Genomic DNA, 19372 nt, shown 5'->3' on the forward strand with positions numbered 1-19372 from the left:
GGCCTGCGGGCCGAGGACAGCAACGATGTCGGACTACATCCAAGAGCAAGGCGCTGCTGCCAGCAGCGTAAGCCGCCGTGAAGAACGCAAGATCATCTTCGCGTCATCCCTCGGGACAGTGTTCGAGTGGTATGACTTTTTCCTCTATGGCGCACTGGCCGCGGTCATCAGCAAGCAGTTCTTTGCTGGCGTCAACGACACCACCGCCTTCATCTTCGCCTTGATGGCCTTTGCTGCCGGCTTCCTGGTGCGCCCGTTCGGCGCATTGGTATTCGGCCGTTTGGGCGACATGATCGGGCGCAAGTACACCTTCCTGGTCACCATTGTGCTGATGGGCCTGTCGACCTTCGCGGTCGGGTTGCTGCCTACCTACGCCACCATCGGCATCGCCGCACCGATCATTCTGGTCGTGCTGCGCATGCTTCAAGGCCTGGCGCTGGGGGGGGAGTACGGCGGCGCGGCAACGTATGTTGCCGAGCATGCCCCGCATGGCAAGCGCGGCTTCTACACCGGGTTCATCCAGTCCACCGCGACGCTCGGCTTGCTGCTGTCGCTGGTCGTGGTGTTGGCCAGCCGTTATATCAGCGGTGATCAGTTCGAGACCTGGGGCTGGCGCCTGCCGTTCCTGCTGTCGATCTTCCTGCTGGCGATCTCGACCTGGATCCGCATGAGCATGCACGAGTCGCCGGCCTTCGTGAAAATGAAAGCCCAAGGCAAGGTGAGCAAGGCGCCGATCCGTGAGTCGTTCACCTCGTGGCCAAACCTCAAGGTGGTGCTGACGGCGCTGTTCAGTATCAACGCAGGCCAAGCGGTGACCTTCTACACCGCGCAGTTCTACGTGCTGTTCTTCATGACGCAGATGCTCAAGGTCGACCCGGCCCAGGCGAATACCCTGCTGATTATCAGCGTGGTGATTGGCGCGCCGTTCTTCGTGTTCTTTGGTTGGCTGTCGGACCGGGTCGGGCGTAAACCGATCCTGATGATTGGCCTGCTGCTGGCCACGGTGTGCTACTTCCCGATGTTCAAGGCCCTCAGCCACTACGCCAACCCACAGATCGACGCGGCCAGCCGCCAGGCGCCGATTGTGGTCAACGCCAACCCACAAGGCTGCACCTTCCAGTTCGACCCGGTGGGCAAGGCGCGCTTCGACAGCCCGTGCGACAAGGTCAAGACGTTCCTGGTCAAGCAAGGCCTGCCGTATAGCTCGGTCGCGGTTGCCGGTAACGATGTCAGCGTGAGCATCGGTGACAAGACCATCAACGGCTTTGACGAAGCAGCCATGCGCAGCGCCATCGAGGCTGCGGGCTACCCGGCCAAGGCGGACCCAGCGCAGGTAAATCAGGTGATGGTGGTGGTGCTGATTGTCGCCATGATCCTGATCGCCACCATGACTTACGGGCCACTGGCCGCGGTGATGGTCGAATTGTTCCCCACACGCATCCGCTATACCTCGATGTCCCTGCCCTACCACATCGGCAACGGCTGGTTTGGCGGCTTCCTGCCGACGGTCTCCTTCGCGCTGGTGGTGTACACAGGGGATATCTTCTACGGGCTGTGGTACCCGATCTTGATCACCGGGGTGAGCCTGGTGGTGGGGATCTTCTGCCTTAAAGAAACCAAGGATGTGGATATCGACAAGGTATAAGTGCAGCACACAAAAAAACCGGCTTAAGCGCTAATGCCAGTCAGGCCCATCGCGGGGCAAGCCCGCTCCCACAAAAGCAGCGTTCATGCATTCTGTGGGAGCGGGCTTGCCCCGCGATGGGCCTGACAGACATTGGACTTAAAAGCCGGTTTTTTTATCGCGCAAAAAAACTTATGCACGATTTTCCGAAAATTTACGATTTGAGAAATAACGTTTTATTTCAATTACTTAGGTAGCAATTCAGGCATTTAATCCAAAAATTGCTAACACGTTATCCACAGATCGTCAGGCGATGTTCTGCTCGGCGTTTTCAGGCACTGGCGGCAACGCGCCCATGGCCCGCTGGGTGGCTTCGTTCCAGGCCTGGGCGCGCTCGTTCAGAGCCGCAATTGCGCGGGGCCCGGTGCCTTCGGCATACATCGGTTCGCCGATCACGATCTCGATGGTGCCCGGGCGCTTGCCCCACCCTTCACGTGGCCAGAACTTGCCGGCGTTGTGGGCGATGGGCAGCACGGGCAAACCGGCATTTACCGCAAGCGCAGTACCGCCGCGGGAGAACTTGCCGATCTGGCCGTAAGGCACACGGGTGCCCTCAGGGAAAATCAGTACCCAGGTGCCCTGCTTGAGCAGTTCGTCACCTTGGCTTGCGACCTGGCGCAGGGCTTCTTTCGGGTTGTTGCGGTCGATGGCGATCGGCCGCAGCATGGCCATCGCCCAGCCGAAGAACGGCATGTACAGCAGTTCGCGCTTGAGCACCTGGCTCAGGGGCGAGAAATACGCCGACAGGAAGAACGTCTCCCAGGTGCTCTGGTGATTGGACAGAATCACGCAGGGCTGTTCTGGCACGTTCTCGGCGCCGGTCACGGTGTAGCGGATGCCCAGGATGGTGCGCGCCAGAAACAACGCACAACGGCACCAGTACACGTTAATGAACCGATAGCGCTTGGGGAACGGCAAAAACGGCGCGATGAAAAAGCTCAGCGAGCACCAGAGCATCGAGCTGGTACCCAACAGCAGGTAAAAAAGAAAGATTCTGATCGCCTGCAGGATCGACATAGTGGCATTTACCGTTGCGGGGCATCGCCCGCCTGATGAAAGGTACGCCGCACCGGCGCACCGCTTTAAATGAGTGCTCTGGCAACAGCCGCCAGATCGTCGAAAACCAGCGTGTTTTCAGGCACGCCGTTTTCGAGGGTTTTCTCGCCCTTGCCGGTTTTCACCAACACCGGCTGTGCATCGACGGCCAGCGCCGCCTGCAGGTCACCTTTGCTGTCACCGACGAACCACACGCCGGCCAATGGCACCTGGTAATGCTCGGCAATCGCCAGCAGCATGCCCGGCTTGGGCTTGCGGCAAGCGCAGCCTTCGTCGGGCCCATGCGGGCAATACACAATATGACCCACTTCACCGCCGTGGCCTGCCACCAGCTCGCGCAGACGCGCATGCATGGCATCGAGGGTGGCCTGTGGATAATAGCCACGGGCAATGCCGGACTGGTTGGTGGCAACTGCCACCGTCCAGCCGGCTTTGCTCAACTGCGCAATCGCTTCGACCGAGCCGGGAATGGGCAGCCATTCTTCCAGCGTCTTGATGTAGGCGTCGGAGTCGAAGTTGATCACCCCGTCCCGATCGAGAATCAGCAGTTTCAAGGCTTACCCCAGCAGCGAAATGTCGGCAACGCCCAGGAACAGACCGCGCAGGCGGCTGAGCAGGGCATAACGGTTGGCGCGTACCTTGGCATCTTCGGCGTTCACCAGTACCGCCTCGAAGAAGGCATCGACCGGGTCACGCAGGGCCGCCAGGCGGGTCAGCGCCTCGTTGTACTGGCGCGCAGCAGCCATTGGCTGCACGGCGTGGTCGGCTTGCTGGATGGCCGAGTACAGCGAGAACTCGTTGGCGTTATCGAAGTACTTCGGCTCGACCTGCTCGGCGATAGCGCCTTCGGCCTTGCTCAGCAGGTTCGATACACGCTTGTTCGCAGCGGCCAGGGTGTCGGCTTCTGGCAGCTTGCGGAACGCCTGCACCGCTTGCACGCGCTGGTCGAAGTCCAGGGCAGAGCCCGGCTTCAGGGCACGTACCGACAGGTAGGTGGCAACATCGATACCTTCGTCTTCGTAACGCGCACGCAGGCGGTCGAAGATGAACTCCAGCACCTGCTCGGCAAGGCCGGCAGCCTTGACCTTGGCGCCAAACTGCTTGACCGCGAACTCAACGGCCACGGCCAGGTCGAGGTCGAGCTGCTTGTCGATGAGGATGCGCAGGACACCGAGGGCTGCACGGCGCAGGGCGTATGGGTCTTTGCTGCCGGTAGGCAGCATGCCGATGCCGAAGATGCCGACCAGGGTGTCGAGCTTGTCGGCAATGGCTACGGCAGCACCGGTGAGGGTCTGCGGCAGCTCGGCGCCAGCACCACGCGGCATGTACTGCTCGTTCAGCGCCAGCGCGACGTCTTCCTGCTCGCCATCGTTGAGGGCGTAGTAGTAGCCGGCCACGCCCTGCATTTCTGGGAACTCGCCGACCATTTCGGTGGCCAGGTCGCACTTGGACAGCAGGCCTGCACGCCCGGCGTTGGTGGCGTTGCCACCGATGTACGGGGCAATGAAGGCGGCCAGGCGCGAGATACGCTCGGCTTTCTCGTAGACCGTACCCAGCTGGGCCTGGAACACCACGTTCTTCAGGCGCTCGTTGAAGGTTGCCAGAGGCTGCTTCTTGTCCTGCTTGAAGAAGAACTCGGCGTCGGTCAGGCGTGGGCGCACGACTTTTTCGTTACCTTGCACGATCTGCTGTGGGTCACGGCTTTCGACGTTGGCCACGGTAATGAAGCGCGGCAGCAGCTTGCCTTCGCTGTCCAGCAGGCAGAAGTACTTCTGGTTGTCCTGCATGGTGGTAATCAGGGCTTCTTGCGGCACCTCGAGGAAACGCTCCTCGAAGGAGCACACCAGCGGCACCGGCCACTCGACCAGCGCGGTGACTTCGTCCAGCAGTGCCGGCGGCACGATGGCGCTGCCTTCCTGCTGCATGGCCAGCTCTGCGGTACGCTTGCTGATCAGCTCGCGACGCTCGGCGAAGTCGGCCAGCACGTAGGCTTTGCGCAGGTCTTCGACATAGTTGGCCGGCGCGCTGATGCGCACGTTGTCCGGGTGGTGGAAGCGGTGGCCACGGGATTCACGGCCGGCTTTCTGCGACAGGATGGTGCAATCGACGACGTGGTCGCCAAGCAGCATCACCAGCCACTGGGTTGGGCGCACGAACTCTTCACGGCTGGCGGCCCAGCGCATGCGCTTGGGGATCGGCAGGTCGTTGAGCGAATCTTCGACGATGGTCGGCAGCAGGCTGCTGGTGGCCTTGCCTGGAATGTGCTGCGAGAAACGCAGTTTCGGGCCGCTCTGGTCGATATCGGCCAGCTCTACCCCGCACTTTTTGGCAAAGCCAAGGGCGGCCTGGGTTGGCTGCCCTTCGGCGTTGAACGCCGCTTGCAGGGGCGGGCCGTCGATATTGATGCTGCGGTCCGGCTGCTGCACGTCGAGCTGGCGGATCAGCACAGCCAGGCGGCGTGGAGCGGCGTAGACCTGCTTGCCGGCGTAGTTCAGGCCAGCGGCCTGCAGGCCTTTTTCGATGCCGGCGAGGAACGCATCGCCGAGGGTTGCCAGGGCCTTGGGTGGCAGCTCTTCGGTGCCCAGTTCAACCAGGAAATCTTGAGCACTCATTGTGCAGCCTCCAGCTTAGCCAACACTTCGTCACGCAGTTCAGGGGTGGCCATCGGGAAGCCCATGCGTGCGCGGGCTTGCAGATAGCTTTGCGCCACGTCACGGGCCAGGGTGCGTACGCGCAGGATGTAGCGCTGGCGCTCGGTCACCGAGATGGCGCGGCGGGCATCGAGCAGGTTGAAGGTGTGCGACGCCTTCAGCACCATTTCGTAGGTCGGCAGCGGCAGGTCGAGCTTGATCAGGCGGTTGGCTTCGCTTTCATAGAAGTCGAACAGTTCGAACAGCTTCTCGACGTTGGCGTGCTCGAAGTTGTAGGTCGACTGCTCCACTTCGTTCTGGTGGAACACATCGCCATAGGTGACCTTGCCGAACGGGCCGTCGGCCCACACCAGGTCGTACACCGAATCGACACCCTGGATGTACATGGCCAGGCGTTCCAGGCCATAGGTAATTTCACCGGTAACCGGGTAGCACTCGATGCCGCCCACTTGCTGGAAGTAGGTGAACTGCGTCACCTCCATGCCGTTGAGCCAGATTTCCCAGCCCAGACCCCAGGCGCCGAGGGTCGGCGATTCCCAGTTGTCTTCGACGAAGCGGATATCGTGAACCAGCGGATCCAGGCCGATGGCTTTCAGCGAGCCGAGGTACAGCTCCTGGAAGTTGGCCGGGTTCGGTTTGAGCACTACCTGGAACTGGTAGTAGTGCTGCAGGCGGTTAGGGTTTTCGCCATACCGCCCGTCGGCGGGGCGACGGCTTGGCTGCACATAGGCGGCGTTCCAGGTTTCTGGGCCGACGGCGCGCAGGAATGTCGCGGTATGGAAAGTGCCGGCGCCTACTTCCATATCGTAGGGCTGAAGCACCACACAACCTTGAGCTGCCCAGTAGTTCTGCAGGGCGAGGATCAGGTCTTGGAAGGTACGCACGGCTGGCGTAGGCTGGCTCACGAAATTCACCTGTATCTGGGGATGCGGATGTAAAGAGCGGGAGTATAACCCGATTCGCTTCGCCCTCTACTCATTGGAGCCTTATGCCACGCTGCTTTTGGTGTTCCGACGACCCGTTGTACCAGGCCTACCACGATCAGGAGTGGGGAACGCCGCAGCGTGACCCGGCGTTGCTCTTCGAGATGCTTTTGCTCGAAGGGTTCCAGGCGGGCCTTTCGTGGATCACCGTCCTGCGCAAGCGCGAGCGTTATCGCCAGGTGCTGGACGGCTTCGACCCGGCCAAGTTGGCGCAGCTCAGTGATGAACGCATCGAAGCATTGATGCTCGACGCCGGCATCATCCGTAACCGCCTGAAACTCAAGGCCGTGCGGCGCAATGCGCAGGCGTGGCTGGCTGTGGATAACCCGTCCGAATGGCTGTGGTCGTTCGTGGGCGGCGTGCCCAAGGTCAACCACTTCACTGGCCGCAGCGACGTGCCGGCGGTCACCGACGAGGCCAAGGCGATGAGCAAGGCCTTGCAGAAAGCCGGCTTCACCTTCGTTGGGCCGACCATCTGCTACGCCTTCATGCAGGCGACCGGGATGGTCATGGACCACACCACCGACTGTGATCGCTACGCCGCGCTGGCGCGTTGACGCGGTACAATGCGCGCCTTGCTGAAATAAGGAATTGCCTGTGGAAAAGTTCAAGGGCGCCCTGATGGTCGGGGTGCTGCGTCTGTTTGCCAAGCTGCCCTGGGGCGCGGTGCAGCGCGTCGGCGCCGGTATCGGCTGGCTGATGTGGAAAATCCCCAACGGTTCGCGCAACGTGGTGCGTATCAACCTGGCCAAGTGCTTCCCCGAAATGAACCCGGCCGAGCGTGAGCGCCTGGTTGGCAAGGCGCTGCGTGACATCGGCAAGTCGTTCGTCGAAAGCGCTTGTGCCTGGATCTGGCCGCCGCAGCGCTCGCTGGAGCTGGTCAAGGAGGTGCACGGCCTGGAAGTGCTGGAGCAGGCGCTGGCCTCGGGCAAGGGCGTGGTCGGCATTACCAGCCACCTGGGCAACTGGGAGGTGCTCAACCACTTCTATTGCAGCCAGTGCAAACCGATCATCTTCTTCCGCCCGCCCAAGCTCAAGGCGGTGGATGACCTGCTGCGCGAGCAGCGGGTGCAGATGGGCAACCGTGTGGCGCCGTCGACCAAGGAAGGCATCCTCAGCATCATCAAGGAAGTGCGCCGTGGTGGCCAGGTAGGTATTCCGGCTGACCCGGAGCCTGCGGAGTCGGCGGGTGTGTTCGTGCCGTTTCTCGGCACCCAGGCGCTGACCAGCAAGTTCGTGCCGAACATGCTGGCCGGTGGCAAGGCGGTGGGGGTGTTCCTGCATGCCCTGCGCCTGCCGGATGGGTCGGGGTTCCGGGTCATTCTGGAGGCTGCGCCCGAGGCGATGTACAGCCTTGACGTCACCGAATCGGCGGCGGCGATGAGCAAGGTGGTCGAGCGTTATGTGCGCGAGTATCCGAGCCAGTACATGTGGAGCATGAAGCGCTTCAAGAAGCGCCCGGCGGGCGAGGCGCGCTGGTACTGAGAGTGTGGGGGCGCTGTGCGCCCCTTTCGCGGCACAAGGCCGCTCCTACAGGGGGGCGCGGTCATCTGTAGGAGCGGCCTTGTGCCGCGAAAGGGCTGCAAGGCAGCCCCGGCAATCTCAAACCTTGTCGAGCTTCTTCAAGAACACCGTCATCTCTTTCTCGGCCTGCTTGTCGCCATGGGCCTGCGCCGCTGCAACCCCTTCCTGCCAGGCCTTGCGCGCCGCCGCCAGGTCGCCCTGCAACTGATGCGCCTTGCCCAGCAGCTTCCAGGCGGCCGAGTACTTGGGGTCTTGTGCGACGCACTGCGCCAGATGCAGCGCCGCCTGGGCGCCATCCCCCTCGTCCAGCCAGGCCTTGCCCAGGCCGAAGCGCAGCAGTGGGTTATCCACACCCTTGGCCAGCATCTTTTCCAGCGACTCGCGCATGCGGTCTTCTCCTAGAAGAAACTCAAGCCGACGTGGAACAGCTTCTCCACATCGCGAATATGCTTTTTATCCACAACGAACAGAATCACATGGTCACCCGATTCGATCACCGTGGCGTCGTGGGCGATCATCACCTGGTCTTCGCGGATGATCGCGCCGATGGTGGTGCCCGGCGGCAGGTCGATGTTCTCGATGGCCTTGCCGATCACCTTGCTCGACTTCGAATCACCATGGGCAACCGCCTCGATGGCCTCGGCGGCGCCCCTGCGCAGGGAGTGCACGCTGACGATATCGCCACGGCGCACGTGCGCCAGCAGCGTACCGATGGTAGCCAGCTGCGGGCTGATGGCGATGTCGATTTCGCCCCCCTGCACCAGGTCGACGTAGGCCGGGTTGTTGATGATGGTCATCACCTTGCGCGCGCCCAGGCGCTTGGCCAGCAACGACGACATGATGTTGGCTTCATCATCGTTGGTCAGGGCCAGGAAGATATCGGCATCGGCGATGTTCTCTTCGAGCATCAGGTCCTTGTCCGAAGCGCTGCCCTGCAATACCACGGTGCTTTCCAGGGTGTCGGACAGCTGCCGGCAACGGGCCGGGTTCATCTCGATGATCTTCACCTGGTAGCGGCTTTCGATGGCTTCGGCCAGGCGCTCGCCAATCTGCCCGCCACCGGCGATCACCACCCGCTTGTTGGTTTCGTCGATGCGCCGCAGCTCGCCCATGACCGCACGGATGTCTTTCTTGGCAGCAATGAAGAACACCTCGTCATCGGCCTCGATCACCGTGTCGCCTTGCGGCTTGATCGGCCGGTCGCGGCGGAAGATCGCCGCCACGCGGGTGTCGACGTTGGGCATGTGGGCGCGGATCTGGCGCAGTTGCTGGCCCACCAGCGGGCCGCCGTAGTACGCCTTGACCGCCACTAGTTGCGCCTTGCCCTCGGCGAAGTCGATGACCTGCAGCGCGCCTGGATGCTCGATCAGGCGCTTGATGTAGTTGGTCACCACCTGTTCCGGGCTGATCAGCACATCGACCGGGATGTGGTCGTTGTCGAACAGTTCCTCGCGGGTGAGGTAGGCCGTTTCGCGCACGCGGGCGATCTTGGTCGGGGTGTGGAACAGCGAATACGCCACCTGGCAGGCAACCATGTTGGTTTCATCGCTGTTGGTCACCGCCACCAGCATGTCGGCGTCGTCGGCGCCAGCCTGGCGCAGCACCGTCGGCAGCGAGCCACGGCCCTGCACGGTGCGGATGTCGAGGCGGTCGCCCAGGTCGCGCAGGCGGTCGCCATCGGTATCGACCACGGTAATGTCGTTGGCTTCGCTGGCCAGGTGTTCGGCCAGCGTGCCGCCCACCTGCCCTGCGCCGAGGATGATGATCTTCATCGGCTACTCCCTACCCGCGCGAGGCGGCGATCTTGATCAGCTTGGCATAGTAGAAACCGTCGTGGCCGCCTTCCTGGGCCAGCAACTGCCGGCCGTGGGGCTGGCGCAGGCCGGCTTCGGTGGCCAGGTCCAGCTCGCGGGCACCGGGGGTGCGGGCGAGGAAGGCGGCGATCACCTCGGTGTTCTCGGTGGGCAGGCTCGAGCAGGTGGCGTACAGCAGCATGCCGCCTACTTCAAGCGTCGGCCACAACGCATCGAGCAGCTCGCCTTGCAGCGCGGCCAGGGCCGGGATGTCTTCGGCCTGGCGGGTCAGCTTGATGTCGGGGTGGCGGCGGATGACGCCGGTGGCCGAGCACGGGGCGTCCAGCAGAATGCGCTGGAAGGGTTTGCCGTCCCACCAACTGGCGGTGTCGCGGGCGTCGCAGGCGATCAGCTCGGCGTCCAGTTGCAGGCGTTCGAGGTTTTCGCGCACGCGGGTCAGGCGCTTGGCTTCGAGGTCGATGGCGACCATCTGCGCCAGGCCCGCTTCGGCTTCAAGCAGGTGGCAGGTCTTGCCGCCGGGTGCACAGCAGGCGTCGAGCACGCGCTGGCCGGGGGCCAGTTCGAGCAGGTCGGCAGACAGCTGCGCGGCTTCGTCCTGCACGCTCACCCAACCTTCGGCAAAGCCCGGCAGGCCGCGAACGTCGCAGGCTTCGGCCAGCACGATGCCGTCACGGCTGTACTGGCAGGCGCTGGCGCCGATGCCGGCTTCGGCCAGCAGCGCCAGGTACGCATCGCGGCTGTGGTGGCGGCGGTTGACCCGCAGGATCATCGGCGGGTGCGCGTTGTTGGCGGCGCAGATGGCTTCCCACTGCTCAGGCCAGAACGCCTTGAGCGACTTTTGCAACCAGCGCGGGTGAGCGGTGCGCACCACCGGGTCGCGCTCCATGCTGGCCAGCAGCTCCTGGCCTTCGCGTTGGGCGCGGCGCAGCACGGCATTGAGCAACGCCTTGGCCCACGGCTTTTTCAGCTTGTCGGCGCAGCCCACGGTTTCGCCGATGGCGGCGTGGGCCGGAATACGGGTGTAGAACAGCTGGTACAAACCCACCAGCAGCAACGCCTGCACATCCGCGTCGGCGGCTTTGAAAGGCTTTTGCAGCAGTTGCGCGGCCAACAGGTCCAGGCGCGGCTGCCAGCGGGCGGTGCCGAAGGCCAGGTCCTGGGTCAGGCCCCGGTCGCGTTCATCGACTTTGTCCAACTGCGCCGGCAGCGAGCTGTTCAGCGAGGCCTTGCCGCTGAGGACAGCTGCCAGGGCGCGGGCGGCGGCGAGGCGCGGGTTCATTGGCCAAGTACCTTGCCGCTGGCGAACTTCTCGCGGCGGCTGTTGAACAGGTCACTGAAGTTCAGCGCCTTGCCGCCGGGCAATTGCAGGCGGGTCAGGCTGAGCGCCTGGTCACCACAGGCCACCACCAGGCCGTCTTTGCTGGCGCTGAGGATTTCGCCCGGTGCGCCGTGGCCGCTGGCCAGGCTTGCGGCCAGCACTTTGACGCTCTCGCCATCCAATGTGCTGTGGCACACCGGCCACGGGTTGAAGGCGCGGATCAGGCGCTCAAGCTCGATGGCCGGGCGGCTCCAGTCGATGCGCGCCTCGTCCTTGTTCAGCTTGTGTGCATAAGTGGCCAGGGCGTCGTCCTGCACTTCGCCGTGCAGGCTGCCGTCGGCCAGGCCCGCGATGGCTTGCACCACCGCTGGCGGGCCCATTTGCGCGAGGCGGTCATGCAAGCTGCCACCGGTGTCATCGCTGGTGATTGGGGTGACCACCTTGAGCAGCATGGGGCCTGTGTCCAGGCCGGCTTCCATGCGCATCACGGTAACGCCGCTCTCGGCATCGCCGGCTTCGACGGCGCGCTGGATCGGCGCAGCACCGCGCCAGCGTGGCAGCAGCGAGGCGTGGCTATTGATGCAGCCCAGGCGCGGGATATCCAGCACCGCCTGCGGCAGGATCAAACCATAGGCGACCACTACCATCAGGTCCGGCTGCAGTGCCGCGAGTTCGGCCTGGGCCTCGGCATTGCGCAGGGTTGGCGGCTGCAGCACCGGGATGCCGTGGGCCACGGCCAGTGCCTTGACCGCACTCGGCATGAGCTTCTGGCCACGCCCGGCTGGGCGGTCGGGCTGGGTGTAGACGGCCACGATCTGGTAGGGGCTGTCGAGCAAGGCCTTGAGGTGTTCGGCGGCAAACTCTGGGGTGCCTGCAAAGACGATGCGCATGGAGTTCTCGCTGCAAAAAAGAAAAAGGCTTGCCGGAGCAAGCCTTCAGGGCGGTGGGGGTCAGGCTTGCTGGCGGTGCTGCTTTTCCAGCTTCTTCTTGATCCGGTCGCGTTTGAGTTGGGACAGGTAGTCGACGAACAGCTTGCCGTTCAGGTGATCGAACTCGTGCTGCACGCACACCGCCAACAGGCCTTCGGCTTCGAGCTCGAAAGGCTTGCCGTCGCGGTCCTGGGCCTTGACCCGAACGCGCAGTGGGCGGTCGACGTTCTCGTAGAAGCCGGGCACCGACAGGCAACCTTCCTGGTACTGGCCCATGTCGTCGGTCAGCTCTTCGACGCTGGGGTTGATGAACACCCGCGGCTCGCTGCGATCTTCGCTGAGGTCCATGACCACTACCTGCAGGTGCACGTTGACCTGGGTCGCGGCCAGGCCGATGCCAGGCGCTTCGTACATGGTCTCGAACATGTCGTCGATCAGCTGGCGCAGGGCGTCGTCAAAAACCGTTACCGGTTTGGCAAGGGTGCGCAGGCGCGGGTCCGGGAATTCGAGAATGTTCAAAATAGCCATAGGGTCAGGCAGTCACTGTGCGGTCGGTTGAAAACTGAGCACACATAATAAAGGGAAAAGGTTGGCAAGGCACCTGCGAAAGCTCGGCTAGGGTGTGAATGGTGTGCTTATAGCGCATTTGATGGACAGGTTTTCAAAGCGTTATCAACACAGTTATCCACAGGTTGTGCCATGTCGATGGCCGCCTATCGATCAAGGATGATCCCTATGCCGCTGTTCGATTCTTCGCCGTGCCCGCCTTCGGAACTTGAGGCGCGGCTGCGTCTGCACAGCCTGCCCGATATCGGTTTGCGGCGCTTTCATACGCTCATCGAAGCGTTCGGCAATGCCTCTTCTGCGCTCAGCGCGCCGGCCAGCGCGTGGCGTTCGCTAGGCCTTCCGGCCGCCAGCATCGATGCCCGGCGCAGCCCGCAGGTACGCGACGGCGCACTGGCTGCAATGGCCTGGCTAGAGCGTCCGGGCCAGCATTTACTGATGTGGGACGGGCCGGGCTACCCGGCATTACTGGCCGAAATCGACGACCCGCCGCCGCTGTTGTTCGTCGCTGGTGACCCCACATTACTCGAACAACCGCAGTTGGCCGTGGTGGGTAGCAGGCGTGCGTCGCCCCCTGCGCTGGACACCGCCGGGGCCTTTTCGCGCTGCCTCTCGCTGGCCGGTTTTACCATCACCAGTGGCCTTGCCCTGGGCATCGACGGTGCTGCACACCGGGCAGCATTGAAGGCTGGCGGGCGCACAATCGGGGTGCTCGGCACGGGCCTGCAAAAACTTTATCCACAGCGCCACCGCGACCTCGCCAGGGCCATGCTCGACAGCGGCAGCGCGCTGGTTTCGGAGTACCCCTTGGACGCAGGCCCGCTACCCGGCAACTTCCCCCGCCGCAATCGCATCATCAGCGGCATGTCGCTGGGGGTGCTGGTGGTTGAGGCAAGTTTGGCCAGCGGTTCGCTGATCACCGCACGGCTGGCCGCCGAACAGGGGCGTGAGGTGTATGCCATACCGGGCTCTATCCATCACCCGGGCGCCAAAGGCTGCCACCAGTTGATTCGTGACGGCGCGTTGCTGGTAGAAAGCGTCGAGCAGATTCTGCAAACCCTGCGCGGCTGGCAGAACCTGCCCCCCGCGGCTGTGGACAAACCCGCGCACCCGCTGCTGGCACTGCTGCACGCCGCCCCGCAGACCAGCGAGGGCCTGGCCCATAGCAGTGGCCAGGCGCTGGCGCGGGTGCTGGCCAGCCTCACCGAACTGGAGCTTGAAGGCAGGGTCAGCAGTGAAGGTGGCCGTTGGTTTGCCCGGTCGGGCTAAGTACACTGCGCACCAAGGCTTATAGGCGGAGAGAGACAAAATGGTGAGCAGTTGGCGTGTGCAGCAAGCCGCACGAGAGATCAAGGCCGGCGCGGTGATCGCCTATCCAACCGAAGCGGTCTGGGGCCTGGGCTGCGACCCATGGAACGAAGACGCGGTGTATCGCCTGCTGGCGCTCAAGTCGCGGCCTGTGGATAAAGGCCTGATTCTGGTCGCCGACAACATTCGCCAGTTCGATTTCCTCTTCGAAGACTTCCCTGAAGACTGGATCGACCGCATGGGCAGCACCTGGCCTGGGCCGAACACTTGGCTGGTGCCGCATCAGGACCTGTTGCCCGAGTGGGTGACCGGCCAGCACGACACCGTGGCGCTGCGGGTCAGTGACCACCCGCAGGTGCGTGAACTGTGTTCGCTGGTGGGGCCGCTGATTTCGACCTCCTGCAACCCTGCTGGGCGCCCGGCGGCGAAAACCCGGTTGCGGGTGGAGCAGTATTTCCATCGCCAGCTGGACATGGTGCTCGGCGGCGCCTTGGGTGGGCGCAAGAACCCGAGTGTGATTCGCGACCTGGCTACCGGCCAGGTCGTCCGGGCGGGGTGAGGCCATAGCGGCGGTTCGTGGCGAGCGGGCTTGTCCCGCGTTGGGCTGCACAGCAGCCCTGAGGATTACCCTTGAGTTTTCAGGGCTGCTGCGCAGCCCAACGCGGGACAAGCCCGCTCGCCACAAGGGAACTCGCCACAAGGAGATATGCCTGGCGCCAGCCTGCGATGAGGCCGGTGCAGGGGGCACATAACCGACATGCGGACTTCAAGGCAACAACACAGTCGACCCCACCGTCCGTCGTGCCGACAGCTCAGCCTGGGCCTTGGCCGCTTCACTCAGCGGATAGCGCTGCTGGATATCCACAACCAGCTTGCCGCTGGCGATCATCGCGAACAGGTCGTCGGCCATGGCCTGGGTGTTCTCGGCATTGTTGGCGTAACTGGCAAGGGTCGGGCGGGTCACGTACAGCGAGCCTTTCTGCGAAAGAATGCCCAGGTTCACCCCGCTCACCGCCCCCGAGGCATTGCCGAAACTCACCATCAAGCCGCGCGGCTGCAAGCAGTCCAGCGAAGTCAGCCAGGTGTCGGCACCGACGCCGTCATACACCACCGGGCATTTTTTCCCGTCGGTCAGTTCCAGCACGCGCTGGGCGACGTCTTCGTGGCTGTAGTCGATGGTTGCCCAGGCGCCGAGGGCCTTGGCCCGTTCGGCTTTCTCGGCTGAACTGACGGTGCCGATCAACTTGGCGCCCAGCGCCTTGGCCCATTGGCACGCCAGCGAGCCCACGCCCCCGGCTGCTGCGTGGAACAGGATGATGTCGCCCGGCTGCACGGCGTAGGTCTGCTTGAGCAGGTACTGCGTGGTCAGGCCCTTGAGCATCACCGCAGCTGCCTGTTCGAAGCTGATGCTGTCGGGCAGCTTGACCAGGTTGGCCTCTGGCAACGTATGCACCTCGCTGTAGGCGCCCAGCGGCCCAACGGCATGGGCCACGCGGTCGCCCACCTTGAGCCGGCTGACGCCCTCGCCCACTGCTTCTACAACGCCCGCGGCTTCGGTGCCCAGGCCAGACGGCAGCGCAGGCGGTGCGTACAGCCCGCTGCGGAAATAGGTGTCGATGAAGTTCAGGCCGATGGCATGGTTGCGCACGCGCACCTGCTGCGGGCCGGGCGGAGCCGGGTCGAACTCCACCAGTTGCAGGACTTCCGGGCCACCATGCTGGCTGAACTGGATACGCTTGGCCATTTCACACTCCTGTCGTCGGGCTCGTTAAAGGCCTTCTATCGGACGCCTTTGCTTGATCGCCGTCAACTGCGGCGCGGGGTTGGCCGGTGGTATGCTACGCGGCAAATTTTCCCCACCCGCTCCAGGTGACCCGATGACCAGCCGCACCGAGGCCGTGAAAGCCTACCTGCTCGACCTGCAAGACCGCATCTGCACTGCCCTCGAGACCGAAGACGGCGGCGCCCGCTTCGTCGAGGACGCCTGGGTGCGCGAAGCCGGTGGCGGGGGGCGCACGCGGGTGATCGGCGACGGCAATGTGATCGAGAAAGGCGGCGTGAACTTCAGCCATGTGTTCGGCAGCGGCCTGCCGCCGTCGGCCAGCGCCCACCGCCCGGAGCTGGCTGGGCGTGGCTTCGAGGCGCTGGGCGTATCGCTGGTGATTCACCCGCACAACCCGCATGTTCCGACTTCCCACGCCAATGTGCGGTTTTTCATCGCCGAAAAAGAAGGTGAAGAGGCCGTGTGGTGGTTCGGCGGCGGCTTCGACCTGACCCCGTACTACGGCGTCGAGGAAGACTGCATCCACTGGCACCGCGTTGCCGAGCAGGCCTGCGCGCCGTTTGGCGCCGATGTGTACCCGCGCTACAAAGCCTGGTGCGACCGCTATTTCCACCTCAAGCACCGTGGCGAGCCACGCGGTATTGGCGGGCTGTTCTTCGACGACCTGAACGAGTGGGACTTTGACACCTGCTTCGCGTTCATCCGCGCCATCGGTGATGCCTACGTCGATGCTTACCTGCCGATCATCCAGCGCCGCAAGGCCACGCCGTACACCGCCGAGCAGCGTGAATTCCAGGAATACCGCCGTGGCCGCTACGTCGAATTCAACCTGGTCTACGACCGTGGCACCCTGTTTGGCCTGCAATCGGGCGGGCGCACCGAGTCGATCCTCATGTCGCTGCCACCGCAGGTGCGCTGGGGTTACGATTGGAAGGCGGCGCCAGGCAGCGAAGAAGCGCGCCTGACCGATTACTTCCTGCAGGACCGCGACTGGCTCGCCCAGTAAGCCTGTGGATAAACAAGGAACCGCCATGGACCAGTACGTCGTTTTCGGTAACCCCATCGGCCACAGCAAGTCGCCGCTGATTCACCGCCTGTTCGCCGACCAGACCGGCGAGCAGCTCGAATACGCCACGCTGCTGGCCCCGCTGGACGACTTCAGTGACTGCGCGCTGGGCTTCTTCAAGCAAGGCAGCGGCGCCAACGTCACCGTGCCATTCAAGGAAGAGGCCTACCGCTTGTGCGACAGCCTCACGCCACGGGCGCGGCGTGCCGGGGCGGTGAATACCTTGAGCAAACTGGCCGACGGCACCTTGCAGGGCGATAACACCGATGGTGCGGGGCTTGTGCGTGACCTCACGGTGAACGCCGGGGTGGTGTTGGCGGGCAAGCGCATTCTGATCCTGGGCGCGGGCGGTGCGGTGCGTGGCGTGCTGGAGCCGATGCTGGCGCACAACCCGCAATCGCTGGTCATCGCCAACCGCACGGTAGAAAAGGCCGAGCAACTGGCCCATGAGTTCGATGAACTGGGGCCGGTGGTTGCCAGCGGTTTTGCCTGGTTGCAGGAGCCGGTGGACGTGATTATCAACGCCACCTCGGCAAGCCTTGCCGGCGAGCTGCCGCCGATTGCCGACAGCCTGGTCGAGCCTGGGCGCACGGTGTGTTACGACATGATGTATGGCAAGGAGCCGACGCCGTTCTGCCTGTGGGCCAGCAAGCTTGGCGCGGCCAAGGTGCTGGATGGGCTGGGCATGCTCGCCGAGCAGGCGGCAGAGGCGTTTTACATCTGGCGTGGGGTGCGGCCTGATACCGGGCCGGTGCTGGATGAACTGCGCCGGCAGTTGGCGCGAGGCTGAGGCCCAATCGCAGGGCAGGCGTCAGCGCCCCACAGGACGTGAGCAAGGCCTCGTATTGGGCGCGGTGTTTGTAGGAGCGGCCTTGTGTCGCGAAAGGGCTGCGCAGCAGGCCCAGATTCTTGGCTTCACGCGCAATCGCCGGGGCCGCTGCGCAGCCCTTTCGCGACACAAGGCCGCTCCTACACAAATCAAAAGAGACTGGCCAGAAACCATGGAATCCCCACCTTGTTACTCCTCAAAACGGATCGGGCAGTTTTGCGGCCCTTCCAGCTTGTGCAACTCCTCCACCACCTGCGGCCTGGCCCGCTGCAGGGTCAGGCTGCCGCCACTGCGCAGCAGGCGCCGCGCCTCGCGGTGCAACATATCCACACCCGAATAGTCGATGAAGTTCACCTGCCGCGCATCGATCACCACATGCGGGCCTTCGCAGCGCTGCAAGCGCACCTGCAGGTAATGCGCCGCGCCAAAGAAGATCGACCCGCCTACCCGCAACACATCGGCCTCGCCTTCACGGCTCTGCTGCACCCGTGGCCGCGAGGTGCGTTTCAGGTAGAAAAACAGCGACGCCAGCACCCCGGCATAGATCGCCGTTTGCAGCTCCAGCAGCAGCGTTGCCGCCGCCGTCAGCGCCATCACCAGAAACTCCGAACGGCTGACCCGGAACAGCGCGCGCATGCCGCGGTGGTCAACCAACCCCCAGCAGATCAGCAGGATGCTCCCGGCCATGGCCGGGACCGGCAGGTGCGCGATCAACCCGGCGCCGGTGACTGCGAACAGCGCCAGCCACAATGCCGAGAACACCCCCGCCATGGGCGAGCGGGCACCGGCTTCGAAGCTGAGCCCGGAGCGGGTGAACGAGCCGGACGACAGGTAGCCCGAGAAAAACGCACCGATGATGTTCGACAGGCCCTGCGCACGGATTTCCTGGTCGGCGTCGATCATCTGCTCGGAGCGTGCAGATAGCGACCGGGCGATAGACAGGCTGGTGACCAGCCCAAGCATGCCAACCGCAACCGCACTGGGTAGCAGCCGCAGGATCAGCTCAAGGTCGGTCAGTGGCAGCGGGCTTAGCGGCGGCAGTTGCCCGACGAATGCCGGTACTCGCGGCACATGGCCGAAGATACCCGGTAGAAGCCATGCCGTCAGGCTGACCAGCAATAGACTTATCAACAGGCTCGGCCAGCGTGGGCGCCAGAGTTTCAGCGTAACGCCGATCAGCAGTGTCGCCAGGCCCAGGGCCAGCGATGGCAGGTCGACGTCACCCACGTGCCCGGCCAGTTCCTGCAATGCTTTCAGCGCGGTAGCCTGGCTCGGCAGGTCCAGCCCCAGCAGGTTTGGCAACTGGCCGAGGGCGATAACGATGGCAGCGCCCAAGGTGAACCCCAATACAACCGAGTGGGACACGAAATTGACCACCGCGCCGAAGCGCAGCAGGCCCAACAGCAGCTGGAACACGCCGCCGAGGAAGGTCAGCAGCAGCACCAGGGTGACGTAGTCCTCACTGCCCGCCACCGCCAGCGGGCTGATGCTGGCATACAGGACGATGGAGATGGCAGCGGTAGGGCCGCAGATCAGGTGCCAGGACGAGCCCCACAAGCAGGCGATCAGCACCGGGACAATCGCTGCGTACAGGCCGTATTCCACGGGCAGGCCGGCAATCAAGGCATAGGCGATGGATTGCGGCAGCGCCAGGATCGCCCCGCTCAGGCCCACCAGCAGGTCCTGGCGCAGGCTGCGGCCTGACTGGCGGGGTAGCCAGGTGAGGAACGGCAGCAGGTGGGAAAGGCGATGCATGGGTTTTCTCGTGCTGGTGGGTGTAGGAGCGGCCTTGTGTCGCGATGGGGCGCGAAGCGGCCCCAGGATATGTGCAACTAGTTGATATCGACGGGGGCGCTTCGCGCC

General features: G+C 63.8%; 18 protein-coding genes. 7 read left to right on the top strand and 11 right to left on the bottom strand.

What is annotated here, in order from left to right:
* Positions 1 to 25: 25 nt before the first annotated feature.
* Positions 26 to 1645 carry an MFS transporter gene (locus tag HU720_RS04565; protein ID WP_186517625.1) on the top strand — a complete coding sequence of 540 codons (1620 nt, stop codon included), beginning with the start codon at positions 26 to 28 and terminating at the stop codon, positions 1643 to 1645.
* 285 nt (positions 1646 to 1930) lie between these two features.
* On the opposite strand, the gene HU720_RS04570 is transcribed toward HU720_RS04565, so the two are convergent.
* The 4 genes from HU720_RS04570 to glyQ form a co-directional block, all read right to left on the bottom strand.
* Positions 1931 to 2701, bottom strand: a complete 771-nt coding sequence (locus HU720_RS04570; RefSeq protein ID WP_186517627.1) for a lysophospholipid acyltransferase family protein — start codon at positions 2699 to 2701, stop codon at positions 1931 to 1933.
* A gap of 65 nt (positions 2702 to 2766) precedes the next feature.
* Complete coding sequence (gmhB, locus tag HU720_RS04575) at positions 2767 to 3294, bottom strand: D-glycero-beta-D-manno-heptose 1,7-bisphosphate 7-phosphatase (protein ID WP_186517629.1); 528 nt, start codon at positions 3292 to 3294, stop codon at positions 2767 to 2769.
* Positions 3295 to 3297: 3 nt separating this feature from the next.
* Positions 3298 to 5352, bottom strand: coding sequence for a glycine--tRNA ligase subunit beta (gene glyS / locus HU720_RS04580; RefSeq protein WP_186517631.1), 2055 nt, complete (start codon positions 5350 to 5352; stop codon positions 3298 to 3300).
* Positions 5349 to 6296: a glycine--tRNA ligase subunit alpha gene (glyQ, locus tag HU720_RS04585; protein ID WP_043198565.1), complete on the bottom strand. Its 948-nt coding sequence runs from the start codon at positions 6294 to 6296 to the stop codon at positions 5349 to 5351. The genes glyS and glyQ overlap by 4 nt, the downstream gene beginning before the upstream one ends.
* An 83-nt stretch (positions 6297 to 6379) precedes the next feature.
* Between glyQ and HU720_RS04590 the strand changes: the two genes are divergently transcribed.
* Together HU720_RS04590 and HU720_RS04595 are read left to right on the top strand one after the other, a co-directional pair.
* The gene (locus tag HU720_RS04590; RefSeq protein WP_186517633.1) at positions 6380 to 6931 is read left to right on the top strand and encodes a DNA-3-methyladenine glycosylase I; all 552 of its coding nucleotides are present in this window, start codon (positions 6380 to 6382) and stop codon (positions 6929 to 6931) included.
* Between the two features lie 40 nt (positions 6932 to 6971).
* Complete coding sequence (locus HU720_RS04595) at positions 6972 to 7859, top strand: lysophospholipid acyltransferase (protein WP_186517635.1); 888 nt, start codon at positions 6972 to 6974, stop codon at positions 7857 to 7859.
* A gap of 117 nt (positions 7860 to 7976) precedes the next feature.
* Here HU720_RS04595 and HU720_RS04600 read toward each other — a convergent pair whose 3' ends face one another.
* Genes HU720_RS04600 through def form a run of 5 tightly spaced genes read right to left on the bottom strand, consistent with a single transcriptional unit; the run spans position 7977 to position 12487 of the window.
* Positions 7977 to 8285 (bottom strand): tetratricopeptide repeat protein, encoded by a 309-nt coding sequence (locus HU720_RS04600; RefSeq protein ID WP_186517637.1) that lies wholly within the window; start codon positions 8283 to 8285, stop codon positions 7977 to 7979.
* A gap of 11 nt (positions 8286 to 8296) precedes the next feature.
* The gene (trkA, locus tag HU720_RS04605; protein ID WP_186517639.1) at positions 8297 to 9670 is read right to left on the bottom strand and encodes a Trk system potassium transporter TrkA; all 1374 of its coding nucleotides are present in this window, start codon (positions 9668 to 9670) and stop codon (positions 8297 to 8299) included.
* A gap of 10 nt (positions 9671 to 9680) precedes the next feature.
* Positions 9681 to 10991, bottom strand: coding sequence for a 16S rRNA (cytosine(967)-C(5))-methyltransferase RsmB (gene rsmB, locus HU720_RS04610; protein ID WP_186517641.1), 1311 nt, complete (start codon positions 10989 to 10991; stop codon positions 9681 to 9683).
* Positions 10988 to 11920, bottom strand: coding sequence for a methionyl-tRNA formyltransferase (gene fmt, locus HU720_RS04615; protein WP_186517643.1), 933 nt, complete (start codon positions 11918 to 11920; stop codon positions 10988 to 10990). Before fmt ends, rsmB begins: the two co-directional genes overlap by 4 nt.
* Positions 11921 to 11980: 60 nt before the next feature.
* Positions 11981 to 12487, bottom strand: coding sequence for a peptide deformylase (gene def / locus HU720_RS04620; RefSeq protein ID WP_186517645.1), 507 nt, complete (start codon positions 12485 to 12487; stop codon positions 11981 to 11983).
* Positions 12488 to 12694: 207 nt separating this feature from the next.
* On the opposite strand from def, the gene dprA reads away from it, so the two are divergent.
* Together dprA and HU720_RS04630 are read left to right on the top strand one after the other, a co-directional pair.
* Positions 12695 to 13792, top strand: coding sequence for a DNA-processing protein DprA (gene dprA / locus HU720_RS04625; RefSeq protein ID WP_186517647.1), 1098 nt, complete (start codon positions 12695 to 12697; stop codon positions 13790 to 13792).
* A 40-nt stretch (positions 13793 to 13832) separates the two neighbouring features.
* Positions 13833 to 14390: a Sua5/YciO/YrdC/YwlC family protein gene (locus tag HU720_RS04630; protein WP_186517648.1), complete on the top strand. Its 558-nt coding sequence runs from the start codon at positions 13833 to 13835 to the stop codon at positions 14388 to 14390.
* 207 nt (positions 14391 to 14597) lie between these two features.
* On the opposite strand, the gene HU720_RS04635 is transcribed toward HU720_RS04630, so the two are convergent.
* A complete protein-coding gene (locus HU720_RS04635; RefSeq protein WP_186517649.1) occupies positions 14598 to 15575 on the bottom strand; it encodes an NADPH:quinone reductase in 978 nt (325 codons plus the stop codon).
* Positions 15576 to 15708: 133 nt separating this feature from the next.
* On the opposite strand from HU720_RS04635, the gene hemF reads away from it, so the two are divergent.
* Both hemF and aroE read left to right on the top strand, forming a co-directional pair.
* Positions 15709 to 16620, top strand: coding sequence for an oxygen-dependent coproporphyrinogen oxidase (gene hemF / locus HU720_RS04640; protein WP_186517650.1), 912 nt, complete (start codon positions 15709 to 15711; stop codon positions 16618 to 16620).
* Between the two features lie 25 nt (positions 16621 to 16645).
* Positions 16646 to 17470 (top strand): shikimate dehydrogenase, encoded by an 825-nt coding sequence (aroE, locus tag HU720_RS04645; RefSeq protein ID WP_186517651.1) that lies wholly within the window; start codon positions 16646 to 16648, stop codon positions 17468 to 17470.
* A gap of 228 nt (positions 17471 to 17698) precedes the next feature.
* Here the strand turns inward: aroE and HU720_RS04650 are convergent, their stop codons facing one another.
* The gene (locus HU720_RS04650; RefSeq protein ID WP_186517652.1) at positions 17699 to 19264 is read right to left on the bottom strand and encodes a SulP family inorganic anion transporter; all 1566 of its coding nucleotides are present in this window, start codon (positions 19262 to 19264) and stop codon (positions 17699 to 17701) included.
* Positions 19265 to 19372: the final 108 nt, after the last annotated feature.

This window comes from Pseudomonas sp. SWRI51 (genome assembly GCF_014268825.1).
Taxonomy (GTDB): Bacteria; Pseudomonadota; Gammaproteobacteria; order Pseudomonadales; family Pseudomonadaceae; genus Aquipseudomonas; species Aquipseudomonas farsensis.

Excerpts from the sequence above, each read along its gene's own strand:
- HU720_RS04565 (WP_186517625.1), top strand. The coding sequence starts at position 26 with ATGTCGGACTACATCCAAGAGCAAGGCGCTGCTGCCAGCAGCGTAAGC.
- HU720_RS04570 (WP_186517627.1), bottom strand. The coding sequence starts at position 2,701 with ATGTCGATCCTGCAGGCGATCAGAATCTTTCTTTTTTACCTGCTGTTG.
- glyS (WP_186517631.1), bottom strand. The coding sequence starts at position 5,352 with ATGAGTGCTCAAGATTTCCTGGTTGAACTGGGCACCGAAGAGCTGCCA.
- HU720_RS04590 (WP_186517633.1), top strand. The coding sequence starts at position 6,380 with ATGCCACGCTGCTTTTGGTGTTCCGACGACCCGTTGTACCAGGCCTAC.
- HU720_RS04600 (WP_186517637.1), bottom strand. The coding sequence starts at position 8,285 with ATGCGCGAGTCGCTGGAAAAGATGCTGGCCAAGGGTGTGGATAACCCA.
- trkA (WP_186517639.1), bottom strand. The coding sequence starts at position 9,670 with ATGAAGATCATCATCCTCGGCGCAGGGCAGGTGGGCGGCACGCTGGCC.
- rsmB (WP_186517641.1), bottom strand. The coding sequence starts at position 10,991 with ATGAACCCGCGCCTCGCCGCCGCCCGCGCCCTGGCAGCTGTCCTCAGC.
- fmt (WP_186517643.1), bottom strand. The coding sequence starts at position 11,920 with ATGCGCATCGTCTTTGCAGGCACCCCAGAGTTTGCCGCCGAACACCTC.
- def (WP_186517645.1), bottom strand. The coding sequence starts at position 12,487 with ATGGCTATTTTGAACATTCTCGAATTCCCGGACCCGCGCCTGCGCACC.
- dprA (WP_186517647.1), top strand. The coding sequence starts at position 12,695 with ATGCCGCTGTTCGATTCTTCGCCGTGCCCGCCTTCGGAACTTGAGGCG.
- HU720_RS04630 (WP_186517648.1), top strand. The coding sequence starts at position 13,833 with ATGGTGAGCAGTTGGCGTGTGCAGCAAGCCGCACGAGAGATCAAGGCC.
- HU720_RS04635 (WP_186517649.1), bottom strand. The coding sequence starts at position 15,575 with ATGGCCAAGCGTATCCAGTTCAGCCAGCATGGTGGCCCGGAAGTCCTG.
- hemF (WP_186517650.1), top strand. The coding sequence starts at position 15,709 with ATGACCAGCCGCACCGAGGCCGTGAAAGCCTACCTGCTCGACCTGCAA.
- aroE (WP_186517651.1), top strand. The coding sequence starts at position 16,646 with ATGGACCAGTACGTCGTTTTCGGTAACCCCATCGGCCACAGCAAGTCG.
- HU720_RS04650 (WP_186517652.1), bottom strand. The coding sequence starts at position 19,264 with ATGCATCGCCTTTCCCACCTGCTGCCGTTCCTCACCTGGCTACCCCGC.